The organism is Pedobacter sp. (assembly GCF_039594775.1).
Lineage (GTDB): Bacteria > Bacteroidota > Bacteroidia > Sphingobacteriales > Sphingobacteriaceae > Pedobacter.
Genome location: NZ_JBCNMT010000007.1, coordinates 134078 through 153902, shown reverse-complemented (window position 1 = coordinate 153902; position 19825 = coordinate 134078). Strand labels below are relative to the sequence as shown.

The 19825-nt window shown below is 37.9% G+C and carries 17 protein-coding genes and 1 tRNA gene; all 18 read right to left on the bottom strand.

The features are described from left to right. Positions 1-5 precede the first annotated feature (5 nt). Positions 6-3134, bottom strand: coding sequence for a TonB-dependent receptor (locus ABDV71_RS16275; protein WP_343534409.1), 3129 nt, complete (start codon positions 3132-3134; stop codon positions 6-8). 931 nt (positions 3135-4065) lie between these two features. Then, the gene (locus ABDV71_RS16270; RefSeq protein WP_343534408.1) at positions 4066-4809 is read right to left on the bottom strand and encodes a hypothetical protein; all 744 of its coding nucleotides are present in this window, start codon (positions 4807-4809) and stop codon (positions 4066-4068) included. A gap of 12 nt (positions 4810-4821) precedes the next feature. Then, entirely contained in the window at positions 4822-5214 is a 393-nt protein-coding gene (locus ABDV71_RS16265) for an MmpS family transport accessory protein (RefSeq protein ID WP_343534407.1), read from the bottom strand. Between the two features lie 126 nt (positions 5215-5340). After that, a complete protein-coding gene (locus ABDV71_RS16260) occupies positions 5341-5967 on the bottom strand; it encodes a hypothetical protein (RefSeq protein WP_343534406.1) in 627 nt (208 codons plus the stop codon). 127 nt (positions 5968-6094) lie between these two features. Then, positions 6095-6733, bottom strand: a complete 639-nt coding sequence (locus ABDV71_RS16255) for a hypothetical protein (protein WP_343534405.1) — start codon at positions 6731-6733, stop codon at positions 6095-6097. A gap of 79 nt (positions 6734-6812) precedes the next feature. Then, positions 6813-7406 (bottom strand): Crp/Fnr family transcriptional regulator, encoded by a 594-nt coding sequence (locus tag ABDV71_RS16250; RefSeq protein ID WP_343534403.1) that lies wholly within the window; start codon positions 7404-7406, stop codon positions 6813-6815. Positions 7407-7535: 129 nt separating this feature from the next. Next, positions 7536-7615 (bottom strand) — tRNA-Leu (locus tag ABDV71_RS16245). 96 nt (positions 7616-7711) lie between these two features. Next, entirely contained in the window at positions 7712-8884 is a 1173-nt protein-coding gene (locus tag ABDV71_RS16240; protein WP_343534401.1) for an aminotransferase class V-fold PLP-dependent enzyme, read from the bottom strand. Positions 8885-8931: 47 nt separating this feature from the next. Further along, on the bottom strand, positions 8932-9225 hold the full coding sequence (locus ABDV71_RS16235) for a DUF3817 domain-containing protein (protein WP_343534399.1): 294 nt from the start codon (positions 9223-9225) through the stop codon (positions 8932-8934). A 536-nt stretch (positions 9226-9761) separates the two neighbouring features. Next, positions 9762-10961: a threonine synthase gene (locus ABDV71_RS16230; protein WP_343534398.1), complete on the bottom strand. Its 1200-nt coding sequence runs from the start codon at positions 10959-10961 to the stop codon at positions 9762-9764. 59 nt (positions 10962-11020) lie between these two features. Beyond that, on the bottom strand, positions 11021-11923 hold the full coding sequence (locus ABDV71_RS16225) for a LysR family transcriptional regulator (protein WP_343534397.1): 903 nt from the start codon (positions 11921-11923) through the stop codon (positions 11021-11023). 198 nt (positions 11924-12121) lie between these two features. Then, positions 12122-12649: a Fe-S protein assembly co-chaperone HscB gene (gene hscB, locus ABDV71_RS16220; protein WP_343534395.1), complete on the bottom strand. Its 528-nt coding sequence runs from the start codon at positions 12647-12649 to the stop codon at positions 12122-12124. 72 nt (positions 12650-12721) lie between these two features. Next, on the bottom strand, positions 12722-14122 hold the full coding sequence (rseP, locus tag ABDV71_RS16215; protein WP_343534393.1) for an RIP metalloprotease RseP: 1401 nt from the start codon (positions 14120-14122) through the stop codon (positions 12722-12724). A 19-nt stretch (positions 14123-14141) separates the two neighbouring features. Further along, positions 14142-15314, bottom strand: coding sequence for a 1-deoxy-D-xylulose-5-phosphate reductoisomerase (locus ABDV71_RS16210; RefSeq protein ID WP_343534391.1), 1173 nt, complete (start codon positions 15312-15314; stop codon positions 14142-14144). Between the two features lie 511 nt (positions 15315-15825). After that, a complete protein-coding gene (tnpA, locus tag ABDV71_RS16205; RefSeq protein WP_343534389.1) occupies positions 15826-16278 on the bottom strand; it encodes an IS200/IS605 family transposase in 453 nt (150 codons plus the stop codon). A 21-nt stretch (positions 16279-16299) separates the two neighbouring features. Next, positions 16300-17799 carry a GH3 auxin-responsive promoter family protein gene (locus ABDV71_RS16200; protein WP_343534387.1) on the bottom strand — a complete coding sequence of 500 codons (1500 nt, stop codon included), beginning with the start codon at positions 17797-17799 and terminating at the stop codon, positions 16300-16302. 82 nt (positions 17800-17881) lie between these two features. Continuing rightward, on the bottom strand, positions 17882-18757 hold the full coding sequence (locus ABDV71_RS16195; protein ID WP_343534386.1) for a hypothetical protein: 876 nt from the start codon (positions 18755-18757) through the stop codon (positions 17882-17884). Positions 18758-18828: 71 nt separating this feature from the next. Continuing rightward, positions 18829-19794 carry a glycosyltransferase gene (locus tag ABDV71_RS16190; protein ID WP_343534385.1) on the bottom strand — a complete coding sequence of 322 codons (966 nt, stop codon included), beginning with the start codon at positions 19792-19794 and terminating at the stop codon, positions 18829-18831. Between the last annotated feature and the right edge of the window lie 31 nt (positions 19795-19825).

Here is a 19825-nt window from a genome sequence, read left to right as displayed (position 1 = left end):
CAATTTTATAAACTAACATTTAAACCCAAACCTAATTCTCTTCTTCTCGGATACTTACCTGTATCATCTCCCGGGGTAAGCGGGTTCTTGGTACTGAACTCGGGATCGTAGCCTCTATAGTTTGTCCAGGTTAACACATTGGTACCATAAACAAATGCACTTACTCTCCTTAAACCTAATCTTTTAGCCATTTTATCATCTAAATTATAGGCAAGTCTCATGCTGGCAAGCCTTATAAAAGTAGCATCTTCTAAATAGGCACTATTACCATGTTGTTTTAGATTTCCGCGACTTGCACGGTTAGGATAATAAGGATATTTAGCAATATCACCTGGTTTTTGCCACGAGTTATACAAAACGTCTGGATTACCTGGGCCGGTTGCTGATGGATTATTGGCATTGTATAACAAGGTGTTATAAACTTGTCCACCTACAGATGCGTTAAATAAAATATTGAAGGTAAACTGCTTGTAGGTAAAATTGTTTCCAAAACCTAAGTTATATTTAGGCTGTGCATTGCCAATCACGTGGCGATCACCATCATCAATTAAACTATCACGTTGTATGTTTGCCCACTCTGTATCGCCACCTACCAGTTTACCTCCCGGATCATACATGTTATGTACTGTACCAGTATAAGGCTTCCCATTAAAAGTATATTGTGCTTTTCCGTTCACATATAATGGTTTATTATCAGGGCCTAAAACAACTGTCAATTTTTCCCAGTTGTCGTTATAAGCATTTGATTCGTTCCATTGATAAACACCTAAATTCTTCCATCCATAAAAATCACCAATTTTTCCACCCTCTTGTACATACCATTTGTTACCGGCAACAAACGAACCTGCACCTGCTAGATCTTTAATGGTACCTCTCTCGAAATAGATATTTGCATCGACACTCCATTGGAAGTTCTTTTTAGAAATTGGGCTTCCTGAAACCGATAGTTCAAGTCCCTTGCTTGCAATGGTTCCTACGTTCACAATTACCGTGGAGAAACCTGTTTCTTTTACCAATTGACGGGGATATAATAAATCTTTTGACCTTTTTTCATATACCTCTCCCGTAAATGATAATCTTCCTTTGAAGAAAGAGAGGTCTAATCCTAAGTTGGTTTGAATTCCAGTTTCCCATCTGATCAAACTGTTACCAAGAGTGGTGCTATAAGTAGCTCCAGGAACACCGTTGTAGCTCGCATCAAAAACAATTTTATTGATAAAGCCATAGTCTTCAATCTGATCGTTACCTACACGTCCATAACTTGCACGAAGTTTTGCATCATCCAAAAACTTGCCAGACCATCCCATAAATTTCTCAGCAGAAAAACGCCAAGCCAAAGAGCCTGAATAGAAAGACCCTCTTTTATTTTCGGGACTAAACCTAGAAGAGCCATCATTACGATACACGGCATTTGCAATGTATTTACCTTTATAACTATAATTTACCCTTGCAAAAACGGCCTGATTGGTATTTGCCGTGCCATTAGTATAGGTGTTAATGGCCGTTAAGAAAGCAGGGAGAGCTACATAAATTTCCTCACTCACCGAGTTTAAGTACTCTAAATGGAAGGTATTTTGTGTCCTGCGAATAGCATTTGCACCTAAGGTCGCACTAACATTATGATCCTTAAAACTTTGGTTATAGTTAAAATAAGTTTGAGCTTCGTATCTAAAGCTATTTTTCATCTCATTGATACCGTTGTTGGTATTTTTATTAGCACTTACATAACGTGGAGAAAAGAAGGTACTTTGCGGATTCTCATAGGCTAAATTAAAAAGCGTAGTCCACTTGATATGCTTGGTCAAATCAAAATCTACTTGGTTATTAACTTGAGCCGAATAGGTTTCTGTTTTATTGATTTCGTACAAAGCATTAGCCAAAGGGTTTCTTTTAGAAGCAATATAGCTCGTTAAAGTTCCATCGGGATAGTAAATTAAGGAATAAGCTGGCCTATCAAAAATAACGTTAACTGTTCTGGCAACAGGAATTTCGTTTTTCATTTGATAATACAACGAAAGATTGGCCGTGTATTTCAATTTAGGCATTGCCTGATAAGAAATGTTCAATCTCGACTGCAATGATTGGGCAGAACTATTGACTACGATAGATTTATCGTCGATATAGTTGACGCTTGCGTAGAAATTAAATGATTTGGAAGCACCCGATAAACTAGTATTCACCTGTTGCCTGTGTCCGGTATTGCCTAACAATATGTCCTGTAAATCATTATCGGCGTTCAAAGCAATATTGAGTGAATCTGCGTTGCTTCCTGCAGTCGGATTTGTTGGAGCTTGTAACCTACGGAAAGCCCTCACTTCCGCTGAATTACTTTGCGGCAATTTATGAGCAAGCTTGCCAAAAAGGTGCGTATATTGTACATCAAACTTTGCCTTACCGTCTGCGCCTTTTTTGGTGGTAATTAAAATAACGCCATTTGCCGCTTGAGCACCATAAATAGAGGCTGATGCAGCATCTTTTAAAATCTCGACACTTGCAATATCTAAAGGGTTAATATTTCTACCATTATCGGTAATTACCCCATCAACAACATAAAGTGGTCCTGCACCACCATTTAGTGTAGTTACACCTCTAATTTGAATAGTACCTTCTGCTCCAGGGGCACCATCGGTAGTTACCAATACCCCTGAAGCCTTGCCTTGTAAGGCAGTTAATAAATCAATCGGCTGCCTTTGCTCAATATCTTTTGAAGAAACGGATGATACTGCGGAAGTAAGGTCACTCTTTTTTACCTTTCCTCCAAAACCAGTACTGATCACTACTTCATTAAGTTCACTAGCAGCTTCCTGCAACACCACATTTAATACCCCATTGCTTACCGGCTTTTCAATTGGGGTGTAGCCAATTAAGCTGAAGACTAAAGTAGCATCTTTAGCTACCGTAATGCTGTACTTTCCGTCGCCGTCGCTCATTACGCCTCCAGCTGAGTTTTTAATTTTGATACTTACACCTGGCAAACCTGCGCCAGCTGCATCCTTCACCGTTCCACTAACCTTAATTTGGTTCTGGCCTTGAGCTACTGCGTTAAAACTAAGCAATACACATGATATAATCATGATTGCGCATTTTACCGAAATAGCCCACAAAGAGAAATTTTGGGTAAATTTTCTTTTCATATATGGATTAATTAAATTAATAAGTTAAACTTTGACTGGTGTGCTGATGACTATAATGGCTTGCAATCAATATTGGACAAGTAGAGCGCCAATGGCCAGGAGGCCATGAGTTGGTCAGTAGTTTCATATCTTTTTAAGTTTAAATTTGGTTATTGCAAGTAAATGATAAAGCTCTGATTAATGACTATTTTTATTGGCGAATTATTCAACAATTTTGGCATCCTCTTTTTTAAAGCCAAACGGTCAATTATTCTTCAACCTTTGCGCTATGGCAAATACAGTCTTCAAAAAAAACAACTAATCTTGCTATAAGCTGTTAAAAACACCATTTTAACTCACCTCTTTATCATTAACCTATATCATCCAGTAGATTTCAGATGGTCGATGGATTTGCCAAAATTGTTGACTAGATAGAAAATTGAGATGATAGCGAATGTTTAGCGTCGGCAGTCTACTTAGTCGATAAAAGAGTACTCAACGTAGTTGTTAACCGGGTTATTTACAAAAAGGTAGTATGACGTTTTTTGGACGTTGACTAATTTTTAAACAGTAGTCTTCTATCTAGAATGTAAATCAGCATTACTAATATTACGCAATGGTATTAAAACGAAAAAAGCCTCAACTATTGACTAGTTAAGGCTTTAGTGCTCCTGGACGTACTAAGATAGAATCAGTTCATAAAAAATCTGGTAAAAATCGCCCTTATACCAATAGAAATGCAGAAATATAACATCGGAATTGATAAGATGATTATGAAAAAAGCTTAGGTATCTAAACGATTAAATTAAGGTAAAAGATTCTGAGTCTTCTACTTTGATCGTACTATAATGGACAAAAATCTTCAAAATTTTGATCCGTAACTTATTTGTAACGGTTTTTATAGAAGTGCTTTTAGGGAGCTACTTTTTTTAGTAAGAGAACAAAACAGTTTTTATAGCTTATTATTATCTTTCTTTTTTTTCATATCGGGCATAACATACTGAATCGTTACACTACCAACTTTACTTAGATAACCAAGTGGAGCATCATTTGGATTGTATCCTATTTGGTTAGTATCAATACTTAAAAAAGTAACTACCAATTTTGGAAAGAGCCATTTTGCTTCATAATAATCTTTCCTTTCACCCATTGGCGTTGTAATGCTATAGTTGTTCTTTGCTGAAACATTTCCATACTTTTTTATCAAAGTTTGATAGACAGATTCTGCATTATAAAAATTAAAATAAAATCGAATTCCTGTCAATTTATGGTCTTGTATGCCGATCCATATGTCCTCTGCATCTGCAATGCCTGGTCTTTTATCTTCACTATAGATCAGTTTGACCTTTTCGTTATTTGGGGGTAAAATAGGCGGTAATTTTTCCGCTTCGGAAGTTCCTGGAATTGGTGCTTGTGTATAATACAATCCGACACGCTGGAAACACTTGTCATTTTTTGGAATGCTTTCGGTATAAGAATACATTTTTAAAATGTCTGGTTTTTTACCAGCCAAGCCTCTCCCCTTATTTCGATTTACTGCTATTCCGTTTTTGTATGCGCTTTCTACAATTTGGCAACTGCACTCCCTGATATTAAAAGTATCGCCCAATATTATATCAAAAACCTTCAAATCCTGAGCGAAAGCAACGTCACTGAAAAAGAGAATAGGGATTATTAAAAAAAAACGACCTTTCATAATGTGTGGGTTTTAGAATCCGTAGGCAATTGTTGGTATTAATATTTCTCCTGCCGAACCTGCTGTTGCAGTACTTGTTTTTACCGCTGCTCCGTTTGAGTATATTTTAAGTACAGCAGTTTGCCCCTGATTACCCATTACCGAAGCTTGGGCTCCTACGCCAATAGCAAGAACATTGCTGTTATACTCAATTTCTTTTGACCAAGGTAGGCCTACGTTTGATACGGTTGTGTTGCCACTAACATTATCATTGTAAACTATAGTTAGCTTACCAGTAAAGGTTCCCGTTATTTCATATTTTACTTTTCGACTGTTACTTACATCCTTAGTTTCGGATTTTTTACTACATGCCGATAATAGAATTATAATAAATAAAGCTATTACCATTTGAAGTTTTAATTTCATGTTTTGTTTATTTAAGCGAGATAATTGACATCAAAAATATTTTGAATGTTGTTTGCTGTACAATGCAGAAAAATCATTACTGGACGCAGGTGTAAAAGTTTGTTTTTCTGGGCTATTGATGAATTACTAAAAATTAAAGCCAAAATGAAATCCCGGTTCTCCAAAAACAAATTTCGACCATTTATCGTCTAACTGCTTAAATCCATCGGGCATTTTTGTATGATAAGCTCGGTGAGTAATTGCAATGGATGGTTGAATAAAAAATCTATCGTTAAGCAGTTTGATGTGGTAACCAATACGGTAAGTGTTGAAAATTTGAAAACCGTTATCAATTTTTTTGCCATTATCATTTACAAAATATTGCAGTGAAGGCATTACATTAAGTTCGGCATATAAACCTTTCCAAAAAAATCGTTGGTAAGCTACTGATAAGCCATACTCACGAATATATCCCGGAAATTTTTCTTCTTGCTTTCCGTATGACTTGTTAAAAAGCGGATTAATACCATTAGGCCATGCATATTTCCAGGTTTTGGCTTCCAATGTAACTACGTCTTTTCCTGTAATACGATAGCCCAAATTGAGCTGAAAGAAGTTGGGCGGATTTGTGGAGGCTAAATTACCCAACAAAAACAGCGTACTGCCAATAAACCTCCGCTTGTAGGTACTGTCTTGTTTGGTGTATTGGGCATTCGCCTGCAAATTACCTGTCAATACAAAGGCAAGCGCCATCCATAAAATATTCTTTTGCATATCTAATTAGTGTTAAACGATATGGCAAAATTAGATTGAAGACTTGGCAGCACACGTTCACTTAAGTTAAGAAACGACGGCTTGCTTAAAAAATATTGGCCGTAAATTACGAGTATTATCAGGGCCTTCATTTTTTCTTTTTGAAATTAAAATTATATCCAAAATCAAATCCAGGCTGAATAAAGTAGTTAGGCCATTTGCGTTCTACTGCTTTAAACGACTCTGGAACATTACTTCTTACAGGCCAATAAGATATTCCAATAGCTGGTTCAAAAAAGAACCGGTTTTTAAAAAACTTGAATTGGTAACCAGCATAAAAGTCCAGGTATAATGTGTAGCCATTTCCAATTTTTTTATTCTGCTCATCCATATATTTTTCAAAAGCATTTAATGCTTGAACAGATGTATAAATTCCTTTCCACCAAAAGCGCTGGTATCCTAATGTAGGTGCAAGTATGCGTGCACGTCCGGGGTAGTTTTCTCCTTTTGCATCAAATGATGGTGACCCAAAAGGAATACCTAGTGGCCAAGCGTAAATAGACCTCTTAAATCTAAGGGAAACAACATCTTTAGGCGTTATCCTGTATCCAACATTTAATTGTATATACTCAGGGTTATTTACATTATCAAAATTACCCAATAAATATAGCGTGCTACCAACAAACCACCGTTTATAGGTGCTGTCTTGTTTGGTGTATTGGGCATTCGCCTGAAAATTGCTTGTCAATACAAAGGCAAACACAATGCATAAAATATTCTTTTGCATATCTTTTTTTAGTGTTAAATGATATACAAAAGTAGATTAGCTCGTTCCTAAACCTCGTTCACTTAAGTGAAGAAATGAATTACTGTTTGCTTTTTTCCAAAATTCTGGCTCTTAGTCTACTCAATGATTGGGGTTTTATACCTAAATAGCTTGCTAACTGGTGCTGTGGAACACGCTGAATAAGGTCTGGTCTTTTTTGCAGCAGGTTCAGGTATCTTTGTTCAGGTGAAGAGGTCTTAAACTCATCAAAGTCTATTCGTTGTTTTGCTAACAATTCTTCCGCCAACATTTTGCACATTAAGTCGAACTTTGGAAACTTACTGTTCATTTCTGCTTCCATATCAGAATTGGAAATTAGAATTATACTGTCTTCTATACAATTTAAATAATATTCAGATGGGGTTTTGCTGATAACGCAAGGTGGGGTCAAAGCTTCCATTTCTGTGTAGAACGCAGTGGTTTTTTCTTCTCCATCTAAAACATAATAGGCCCTAATGCAGCCTTTTAAAACAAAGTAACTATTTTTTGATTTTTGCCCTTCTTTAAGTAAAACTACCCCTTTCTTAAACGAATGAAATATATCCAAAGAAACAATTGCGTTCTTCTCATCTGCTGTGAGAGAAACGTATTTTGCGATAAAGTCAAATAGTACCTCTTGCATTGCCTTGTTCAAAATATTTTTGGTTAAGGTAGGTACTATAAGTTACACTACCAACGCGTTCAAATAGTCGAGCCTTAATTCATTGACTAATATATATTGGCATAAAAAAAGGAAACAACCTGTTAGAGTTGTTTCCTTAAGTACCCAGGGCCGGGATCGAACCGGCACGGTTTCCCACTGGTGTTTGAGACCAGCGCGTCTACCAATTCCGCCACCTGGGCATTTCCTCGTAAGCGGGAGTGCAAATGTATGTATTAAGATTTAATTCGCAAATTTTATTTCTTCTTTTTTTGAGCTTTTTCAAGCGCTTAAACCCCTTAAGGATTTGGCAAAATCGCTAACAATAATTGGTTCAATTGTTTAGCTTTATTTTCGCCCATGGCAATATCCATAGGCAAGTAAATTAAATTTTCGAGCATCAGCTCATTTTCCATTCCAAAGCTTGGATTTTCGTCCTTAACCTTTACCAAACTAGATGCTTTTGAAGTCGCGTCAAAGCCCTCTCCTCTTAATTTGTCGACCAATGAAACTGGATCGGGCACATCAATAGGCAATACCCAATACGTGTGTTGTGCATTAGCAGCTCCGATCAAATAACGTTCATTTAAACCTTGTAGCAATTGAGCAGCCAACGCCATTCTCTGCTGAATTTGTCGACTAATATCTTGGGAGTATTTATGATGCAACATCAACAGATTAGCAGCACATGGCTGATGTCTGATTTTTCTCATCAATGCTGCGCCAGGAAAGCCGCGGGTGAAGCCTGACAGCAAGGCATCAAAATCTTTATTTGAGCGCTTACAAAGTGTATAAGCCAATTGGAGAGGCAATCTTTTAACAAACAGTTTAATTAGCGTCGCATTTAAAATCTTTTTGAAATAGATTTTAGCAGGTTGTACAGGTAATTGACTATTCAAGGACGATACTTCTGCAAAGAGCGTTTCGTGGTTAAAATGCAAAACAGCACCGGTGAGTGCAGTATTGGTTTTAATCAGCCCGAAACTAAACATCACCACATCCGACCGTGTATTGCCTTGATAAACCCCATTATAAGCTTGTGCACAGTCTTCAACTACAAAAAGTCCATGAGCTTTTGCCTCCTTTAGCAAGGCGTCTGTGGACATTATCGCCCCAAACAAATGGGTAATGAGCAGCAGCTTGGTGTTAGGTGTGATGGCATCCTTCAATTGGTCGGCAGATATTCCCAAGGTATCTTTATCCACCGCTAAAGGAATTACTTTCAACCCATGTTCGTCCATGATGGCAAACATATCGGGGATATTAATGTTGGTCACTAATATTTCACTACCTGGTTGCAGTTTCAGGGCGCTTAAAAGCAAGTCAAAACCAGTACGTACAGACAAACAGGGCAAAGACTGCTCTCGAAAACGGGATTGCCTTTTGCTTAAGCCAACAGCATTCTTCCCTATAGCACCAGCAGCTTTAAGAAGTTCGGAAAAACGGATATTTAATCTGCCTCTGGCAATCATATTAACGTTTGAGAATAAACGCTAAGGTAGTGATTTGTCAAGGAGCATTAAGCAGCTGTGTCTTCTGCTTTTAGTTTATGTTCTAACCAAAAAGGCACAAACGGCAACAAAGAAGCGATGAACAGCAAAACTACCTTACCAAATCCCCATTTTTTCTCTTGCCAAGCCATTACTAAACAGGCAATATAAGCCACAAATAATAAGCCGTGCGCCCACCCCACATATTTTACAGCCAATGGCATGTTGGCCCAGTATTTAAGCGGCATGGCAATAAACAACAATACAATGTAGGAAATTCCTTCTGCTAAAGCTACTTTTCTAAAAAGGTGTAATGAAGACATCTGATTTTGAGGTTTTCCCCAAAAATAACCCGATAATTTTAGTAGACCTACCTAATTTATCTTTTTGACATTATATCTACTTAGAAAATTCATTTTATGGATTGCTGTTAAAGTTTATCATCTTTTTACTACCATTTAGGGTTCTTTTATCAAATAGCTTTTGTTGTTTGATTCACCTTAATTCGATTACTAAATTTGTCAAAACAGCTCGTAAAGCCGATGCTGACCTGTAGCGAAGCGGAAAGCTACGTAGTAAAATAAATTAAGCATGCCGAACCGCCTATCTAACATCACCCTGAATTGATTATCCCTTTAAAATCATCGAAGCAATAAAAATTCACGGCTACACATTTTGTTAATACCATTGAGTTACTATGTGTCTATGTGGTTCATTTAGGAAACTTTTGCATTTTTGATGAAAAATACCACCACCTAGGCACATAAGAGTGCATGCTAAATGGGTTCCTATTTAGTAGAACGAAAAAAGGTTTGTTTAGGCCTAAGAAAGCGCTTATCTGAACTCGTATTGATTTGGTCTAAAAGTTAAAATTATCCAAATACTTATAGGCAGAACCAGTGTTGAGCAATAGCACTTTGTGGTGTCTCTCTATCTTGTTTAATTTGATCAGGCGTTTTAATCCTGCCAATAGTGCCGCACCTTCAGGCGCCACGAGCAGGCCTTCTACCCTAGCCATTTCTTTAAGGTTTTCGGTAATTTCGGCTTCGCTAATTCCTAAAACATCGCCATCTGACTGTGCCAATACGTCTAACATCATACGCTCTGCAAAAGGTCGTGGTACTGCCAAACCGTTGGCCACCGTAGCTGTCCCCTCGTAGTTAGCGGCATTTTCTTGCCAACCGTTTACCGTAGCCACTAAAGGCTGACAGTTTTCGGCTTGTATGGCAATCATTTTAGTAGGGATATGTTTAATCCAGCCCATTTGTTTCATCTCATGGAAGGCCTTCCAAATGCCTATCAAACCCGTTCCTCCTCCTGCTGGATATAAAATCACATCTGGGAGCTCCCAATTGAGCTGTTCGGCAATTTCGTAACCCAAGGTCTTCTTCCCTTCTAAGCGATAGGGCTCCTTCATGGTAGAGATATCAAAACAATTGATTTCCTGCTTAATGGCCGCTACTTTTTTGGCACAATCATGAATTAATCCATCCACCAAAATCAGTGCTGCTCCAAAAGCCAAACATTCCTTTTGAAAAGCCAATGGCGTATGACTAGGCATGACTACAATAGCCTGCATTTGGGCCTTAGCGCAATAGGCACTCAAAGCGCCACCTGCATTCCCAGCGGTGGGCACGATACAAGTTTCTACCCCCAATTCCTTCGCTTTGGAAACGGCCATGCTCAAACCTCTTGCTTTAAACGAACCTGTAGGGTTAAAGGATTCATCTTTCAACATTAAATTTTCCAAGGATAATCGTTTGCCTAAATTAGATAAGGGCAAGATTGGCGTCCATCCTTCCCCTAAACTTATCCTATTTTGATGATGGCTTAATGGAAGCATTTTAGCGTAACGCCACATCGACCTTTCTGTTTGATCAATCACTTGTTCAGGCGAGGTTTCTTCCAAAATATATTGAAGGATGATTGGTGACGCCCCACATTGCGTGCAAAAGGTTTGAAGTTGATCTTTACGGTATAATTGTTGGCAGTTGCTGCACATCAATTCATAATCATTAGTTATAGAAGATTTAGGTTCGGCAAAGATTATTTTTTCCATAGCACTAAATTAGTGCAATAGCAGACCTGGTGTATATCGCAAATAGCGATAGGTTATAACTAAATATTATAGTACTCTTTTGCGAATTTGATAAAGGCCTTGTTGACGCCTAAATTCTCGTCGCCCAGCCTTTGAATAAAGTAGAAATGTCGTTGTATGTTCAATTGATCAATGTTCAATTTGATCAAATCACCTCGTTCCAATGCCTTTTGTACCGCCGTAAAAGGCAGAAAGGCCATACAATCATCGGCCATTACAAAATTTTTGAGCACCTCTGTACCTCCCAAGCGGATACAGATATTAAGGTCGCTGATTTTTAAATGATGCTGTTGAAGTGCTTGTGCCACCACTGCCAAAGTGCCCGATCCTCTTTCTCGAATGGCTAGAGGCAGAGTTTTAAGTTCTTCAATGCTGTAATTTAATTGCTTTGACAAATAGCTATCTGGTGCACAAACGGCAACCACTTCTTCGGTCAGGAAAAACTGACTATTAATGCCATCCATTTTATTTTTCCCTTCTACAATGGCCAAGTCAATTTCGTGATTTAACAATGCCGTGGTCACGTTTTCAGAGTTTCTGTTCACCATACTGATGCTGATTCCCTCATTGCGTTTCCTAAAAGCCGACAATATGGATGGAATGATATACAGCGCTACGGTAGTGCTAGCACCCAATTTAAGGTCACCACGCAAACTATCAAACTGGCGAAAGCCTCCTACATCAAACACAATTTGACTTGCTAGAGTACTGGCGTTTTGTAAGTGTTTTTGCAAAATTAAACCTGCAGGAGTGAGTTTCACCAAACCTTTGTTCCGATCAAAAAGCGAAACCCCATATTGTTGCTCGAGTTTTTGGATGTGTTTGCTGATAGCAGGTTGGCTAATAAACAGTACTTCACTGGCTTTGGTAAAGCTCAAATGTCTAGCAACTTCTATAAAAACCAAATGATTAAAAGAAAGCATATCAATTCATTGCTTAGCAATAAGCGTACAATATAAATAATTAACGTCAGTTCGTCATAAGAAAATATCTCTTGGCATTACAATTAGATTTTCACATTCAAAATATCCATTGTCATGCTATTGGCCGATTTTAGTAGAACGAAGAGAGCTTGCTAGGGCTTGGAGATAATGAGACATCGCAAAACGCATTTTCCGAACTTAATTATCTAATTTAGTTAGGCTTTGTTTTAGGCGATGAAGATATTTGCTTCTGTAAAAGATATCCTTGATTTTGGCCAACTGTGCAGTTTGTTGCTCGGCATCCAATGTTTCAAAACCTTGAGTGCACTGGGCCAGCTCCTCATCTAGATTTCTTGTAATATCAATGATCTGTTTCTTGATCTGCTCAGTCTTATCTGCATCTGGATCAAATTGCAAATCCATAATGGCTTCATTAACATCCATCATTTCCATCAAAAAAGACTGTGGCAGGGTATAATTTTCTCCTTCAGTGATTACTTCTTTTAATGTAAGTACATATTGCAATACTTTTTGGGGATCTTTTAATACTTGAAAGGCTTTATTGTTAAGGGTAGAAAGTTCCAAAACCTCTTCCTGCTTCTCTGCACTTTCGTTAATGTAAAAATCTGGATGGTACTTTTTACTCAGTGCATAAAATTGCTGTTTCACCACATTTTGATCGGGATGAAAGCTCACTGGCAAATCGTAAAGTTCGAAATAAGTCATTTTATAGGTACTAGGGACTAGGAGTTAGGGGTTAATTTCAAGTACTGCCCCCTAGCTCCCAACACCTTAATTTTATTTCCCAAAAATCTTTAAAATATCGTTTCCAAAGGCAAATACCATCAAGCCCAATAGGATCACAAAGCCCACTACTTGTGCTTTCTCCATAAACTTATCGCTTAACGGTTTACCTTTAATCATCTCAATGATCAAGAATACTACGTGACCACCATCTAATGCGGGAATTGGCAATAAATTCATAAATGCCAAAGCCATCGAAATCAACCCCGTTAAACGCCAGAATTTCTCCCACTCAAATTCACTGCCATATACCTTGGCAATACCAATCGGACTGCTGATGTTACGAGCACTTACTTTACCTGTAATCATCTTCCAAATGCCCTTTGCATTATCGCTGAATGTGGTCCATCCTTTATCAATACCAATAGAGAAAGATTCTAAAAAGCCGTAGTTAATGGTTTTTAAAGGCAAATCAAAACGGCCAAAAATCAATCCAACAGTACCTTCCGCAGACACTTTAGGGTTTAGCACTATTTCCTGTCCTGCCCTGACTACTTTTACACTGATGGTTTTACCCGCGTTTTTTTCAACTTCCGAAGTAAAATCGTCCAAGAAACGTACCGTCTTACCATTAATAGCTAATACACTATCTCCTTTTTTAAGACCTGCTTGGTAAGCTGGGGCTACTGCCTTTACGGTATCTGGTTTAACGAAAACGGCTTTTATTTTACCAAACAAACCAACTTTCGGTTGTAAATCTTCCGGTGTTACTACTGAATCAATCTTTTTAGCAACAAATCGAGGGCTAACAAATTCTTTGATACCATGTTTACTGATATCATCCAATACTGATTCTGGCACCTTAAGGTCTATGGCTTTACCTTCTCTTGAAATGGTGAGCTTGGTATTGCCCAATAATACTTTGGAACTCAATAGCTCATCAAAATAAATCAATTTTTGACCATTAACAGCCAATATTTTATCTCCAGTTTTTAGTCCAATTTCCTTACCGATAATCCCTGGGCTTACACCATTCGCCAATTTATCATTAGGAATAAAGGTTTCTCCATATTTAAAGGTAATGATCCAAAAAATCAAAATACCCACGATGATGTTTACAATGATACCGCCTAGCATCACAATTAAACGCTGCCAAGCTGGTTTTGAACGAAATTCCCAAGGTTGTGCTGGTGCGGCCATTTGTTCGGTATCCATAGACTCGTCTATCATTCCCGAAATTTTTACGTAGCCACCCAACGGTAGCCAGCCTACACCATATTCTGTATCGCCTACTTTGAAGCTGAATAGTTTAAATCCCCAAGCGTCAAAGAAGAGGTAAAATTTTTCTACTTTAATTCCAAAAGCTCTTGCTGCTAAAAAATGTCCTAACTCGTGTAAAATTACTAGTATCGATAAACCCAGCAAAAGCTGGCCCGCCATAATCAATCCGTCCATATTTTATTGTCGTGTGTTTCTATTTTAGATGTGTTACTATTTGTTTTGTTACCAATTGATCCGCAAATATACGGGTAAGCTGGTCGGTTTCTAAATAATGGTTCAATGTTGGCTGCGCCAGAAAAGCTATTTCGTTCATACACTGCTCAATCACTTCACTCATTTCCAAAAAACCTATTTTATCTTTTAAAAATGCGTCTACTACTACTTCATTGGCTGCATTTAAGATGCAAGGCATGTTTCCTCCTTTTTGCATAGCCATGTAAGCCAGCTCAAGGTTACGAAAACTTTTTGTATCTGCCTCGGAAAATGTCAATTCTGGATATTTTAAAAAGCTAAAACGCTCGAAATCTGTTTTTAGCCTATTTGGATAGGCCAATGCGTAATGAATAGGTAGTTTCATATCTGGAACGCCCATTTGCGCTTTAATGGAGCCATCTGTAAACTGTACCATCGAATGGATGATAGATTGCGGATGTACTACTACCTCGACTTGCTCTGGTTGCAAATTAAACAACCATTTGGCTTCTATGGCCTCCAAGCCTTTGTTCATTAAGGAAGCTGAATCGATGGTGATTTTAGCGCCCATTACCCAATTAGGATGTTTTAGGGCCTGGTTTTTAGTTACCGTAGCTAGAAAGTTTCTATCCTTCCCCCTAAATGGCCCACCAGAAGCGGTAAGTAAGATTTTTTCAATAGCGTTTTGCTCCTCGCCTACCAAACATTGGAAGATAGCTGAATGCTCCGAGTCCACTGGAATGATGTTTACGCCGTGTTGTTTGGCCAAGTTCATCACCAATTCACCGGCTACTACTAAAGTCTCTTTGTTGGCCAAGCCAATATCTTTTTTGGCTTCAATGGCTGCAATAGTAGGTTTTAAACCTACCGAACCCATCACAGCTGTAAGTACTAAATTGGTTTGTGGCAATTGGACCGCCGCTATTAATGCTTCTTCACCTGCCATTACTTTGGTGTTAGGCAAAGCTTCTTTCACCTGTTGATATAGGCTTTCATCGCCAATCACCACCAGTTCTGGTTTAAATTCTAAGGCTTGTGCAATCAGCAAACTGGCGTTTTGTTGCGCAGTTAGGGCATCAACTTTGTATAAGCTAGGGTTTGCCCGCACTACTTCCAGTGCTTGTGTTCCAATGGAACCTGTAGAGCCTAGTATAGATATGTGTTTATATTGCAAAATGTCTGATTGTTGTTTTATAAATATTTGACCTTTTCAAGGTCCGTTATTCGTCTATTTTCTATTCACCGCCTATTTTTTCCATCCCGAAGGGATGATATACCTATAGACTTTATGCCGTTGTATATGCGACCCCTACAGGGTCGTATCCCCCTCAATGGTTTTATCTATAAACATTTTGACCTTTTCAAGGTCCGTTATTTGTCTATTTTCTATTCACCGCATATTTTTTCCATCCCGAAGGGATAATATACCTATAGACTTTATGCCGTTGTATATGCGCCCCCTACAGGGTCGTATCCCCTTCAATGGTTTTAATCTATAAACATTTGACCTTTTCAAGGTCCGTTATTCGTCTATTTTCAACTCACCGCCTTATTTTTCCATCCCGAAGGGATGATATACCTATAGACTTTATGCCGTTGTATATGCGACCCCTACAGGGTCGTATCCCCTTCAATGGTTTTATCTATAAACATTTGACCTTTTCAAGGTCTTGTAATTAATTCATCTATTCAAACAAATATTCTTCTTTATATTCGATATTAAATTTATCCAGAAGCTGTTTATATTCTTCTTTAAATGTCTTCTTTCGATGATGTTCCTTTTGGCAATTAATATAGTTTATTACATCATTTAAAGAAGAATGACTATAAGAAAATGCTCCATACCCTTCTTGCCATTGAAATTTGAATTTCGAATATTTCTTTTCATTCACAAACTCATTCGATGACTTTTTTACCTCTCTAACCAAGTCTGACAAACAACAAGATGGCTTCATTCCTATTAAGAAGTGAATGTGATCAGGCATTCCATTAATCGCCAACATCTTTTGCTCTTTGTTTTTAACAATTCCCGAAATGTACTTATACAATTCCTCTTCCCAACTAGCATGTATTAAGTTATCTCTACCTTTTACGGCAAATACAACCTGAATGTATATTTGAGAGAAAGTGCCAGCCATAACAATTTATCAATACAACAATCAAACAATATATTCCTTCAACCCCTCCGCTATTTTCCTATCATTGCTTAACCTAGGCACTTTGTTTTGTCCGCCAAGTTTCCCCTCTGCTTTCATATAGTTTACAAAAGCGTCCTTACCTAGTGTTCGTATTTTCAAAGGCTGTAGAATATTTCCTTCAATGAGGTCAAAATAGTAAATGTTTTTTTGTTGTAGGGCTTTATCCACTTTTAAACTGAACGCATTTAAATCCTGCGGTGCTTTTGAAAACTCTACAAACCACTCGTGATAAGGCAATTCGCCTTCCGCTGGATTTACTTGTGGTGCTACCGTAAATTCTGTAATCTCCACTCCTTCTTGGTTAGCCACTGAAAGTAAAGCATGCTCCACCTCTTCTCCAATCACGTGTTCGCCAAAGGCCGAAATAAAATGCTTAATTCTTCCAGTCACCACTATTTTATAAGGATTAAGAGAGATGAATTTCACGGTGTCGCCTATGCTGTAGCCCCAAAGTCCTGCATTGGTATTTAAGATCAAAGCATAGTTTTTATCGATTTCTACTTCCGCTAAACTTAAACGAGTGGGTTTGTCATTATAATACTCATCCGCTGGAACAAACTCATAGAACATTCCTGCGTCGGCCAATAACAACAAGCCTTTTTCGGTTTGACTGTCCTGATAGGCGATAAAACCCTCAGAAGCTGGATAGGTTTCAATCGACGCTATTTTTTTGCCGATGCTAGCTTCGATTTTTGCACGATAAGGTTCAAAATTTACTCCACCATACACAAACAACTGAAAATTCTTGAAAATATCTTTTATGGCCTTACCTCCTGATTTTTCCGATAGTTTATCGAAATACATTTGTACCCAAGGCGGAATTCCTGAGATTAGCCTCATGTCTTCATGAATGGTTTCACCTACGATCGCCTCCACCTTTTGCTCCCAATCTTCAATGCAATTGGTTTCGTAGCTTGGCATCCTGTTTTTTTGCAAATAAGCTGGCACCAAATGCGCCACTATCCCTGAAAGTCGGCCTATTTTAATACCATGTTTTTCGGTCAATACTGGACTTCCCTGTAAAAAGATCATCTTGCCGTCAACAAATTTGGCGTTACCTGTTTCGTGGATATAGGTTAACAATGCATTTCTCGCGGCCTTCACATGCTCCGGCATGGATTCCTTTGAAATAGGAATATATTTAACACCAGAAGTGGTCCCCGAGGTTTTAGCAAAATACTGTGGTTTGTTTTTCCATAGAATATCAGGTTCACCCGCTACTACCCTCTCGATATACGGCCGCAAATCTTCATAATCCCTAATGGGAACACGTTCTTTAAAATCTTGATAGTTTTTGATGTCATGGAAATGATGGTCGACCCCAAAAACGGTATGCTTGGCATCAGCAATTAATTTTTGCAGAGTACGCTCTTGGGCGTTTACCGCATTAGATTTCCAAGCCTCAATATTTTTAACCACAAAAGATGCAAATACCTTGCTTAGTGACGATTTGATTCCCATAATACCTCCCAAAGCCTACAGGCTCTCTTTCTTTCTATCTTTAAACCTAAACATAATTAAAGCGTATTTAAGCTAATCGTACCTAAACAATATTGTGGATAATGTCTGGATGCTCATCCCCTTTATATTCGCTCATGATTTTACGGTAAGCTACGGCAAAAAATGCAGTAGAAAATGGCACAATCACAAATGAACTGAAAACAACTACAATCAATGAACTATATTGGCTAATATCGTAATCCAAGAAAAGATTCACTAACCTAAAGCCCATTAATATCACAATATAAAAAAAGCCAAAAACAATAGCCTGTACTACGACCAAACCTAACAAAATCATTAACAGTTTAATGAAATTGCCTTTCGTAGTAGCTAAACTCAACTTAATGGATTCAAAAGGTGAACTATGTTTGTCGATAATAAAAAATGGGAAAAAGATGATCCTAACAAAAGTGAAGAAGATACTCAGGATGGCAATGCCCACGGCTACATTTACAATAATGGCTCCCGTTTGCGAATAACCATCTATGATTCCTTGACTTACCATAAATTTAAGCACCATATCAAGCAAATAGAGTACGGGCATTAATAATACGCCTACAAAGAAAATACTAAGGCCAAAATACACCGTAGCAATTAAAAACTTTATGATCTCGGCTCTGGTAGGCAAGGTTTCCACAATTTGTATATCCGCATTTTCGGTATCCAATAGTTTGAAAATATATTTGATCAAACATAACTCTACCACACAATAGCTCATCATGAAAATAAGGAGCATCAACAGTTTAATACCAATATTTACTTCTTCCATAAAGAATGCCATAAAGGTTGAAGTAGAAGCTGTCAAAAAAATTAGAAAGCATAAGGTAGCGATAGAAAGATAGTTTTCTTTGGTCACCTTCCATGCCTGCATGATGACATCCTTTACGGCAAAAGTACTTTCTTTTAAATAATTAATCATTTTGCTATTTTTTATCGTCTGGCGATAAGTGTTTTGCGTTAACCTAATCTTCAAACGCTTATCGCTCTACTTTAATTTCTAAATATCACTCTCTTCACAAAATCCTGTATAAAACCTAAACCGTAGGCCGTTAGCTGGATAAACGATGCAATGACACTCAAAAATGCAATTTTTATTGATTTGTTGAGCTGCCAAGCGTGAAAAAATATCAACAGGAAATATAATAGGACCAAGAAATTGCAGACATAGGCTAAAGGCCTGTAAAAGAAGTTGCAAAGGATTACAAACCCTAGCCCAAGCGTAAAAACAGCAGGAAAAAAATGTACCAGCTTTAGCTCCGAAGGAAAATGTTTGTAGATATTGATACGTGCCCTACCAAAAAAATGTAGCTGTTTGTAAAATTGTTTAAAACTGGTGCGTCGTTTATGGTAAACTTTAGCGGCCGGAATAAGACCTATTTTAAAGCCGTTCTCGTGGATACGGATGCTATATTCAATGTCTTCTCCCAAGCGGGTCAGAATAAAACCACCTACTTTTTCGTAAACCTCTCTGGAAATGCCCATGTTAAAGCTACGTGGGTGAAACTGGCCAATATGCTTTTTATTTCCTCTAATTCCGCCAGTGGTAAAAGGTGAGGTCATGGCATAGCTGATGGCTTTTTGTACAGGTGTGAAGCTTTCATGTGCGGCATCAGGTCCTCCAAAAGCATCTAACTGATGTTCATAAAGGTAATCCTTTACAATCTCCAAATAATCAGAAGGTACTAGAATGTCCGAATCAAAAATGATAAAATAATCGCCTTTGGCACGTTCAAAGCCAAAATTTCGAGAAAAGCCCTGCCCTGAATTTTCCTTGAAGAAATATTTTACATCAAGCTTGTTTTCAAAGGAAGCTACAATATCTTTAGCACCATTTACGGAACCGTCCTCTATCACCAGTACTTCAAACTGCATATAGGTTTGCTTGCACAAGGTAGATAGCAGTTCCTTAATTTCCTGCGGTCTATTGTATAATGGGATGATGATTGAAAAGAACATTTAACAATTAGCTATTTTCTAATTAGCTAAT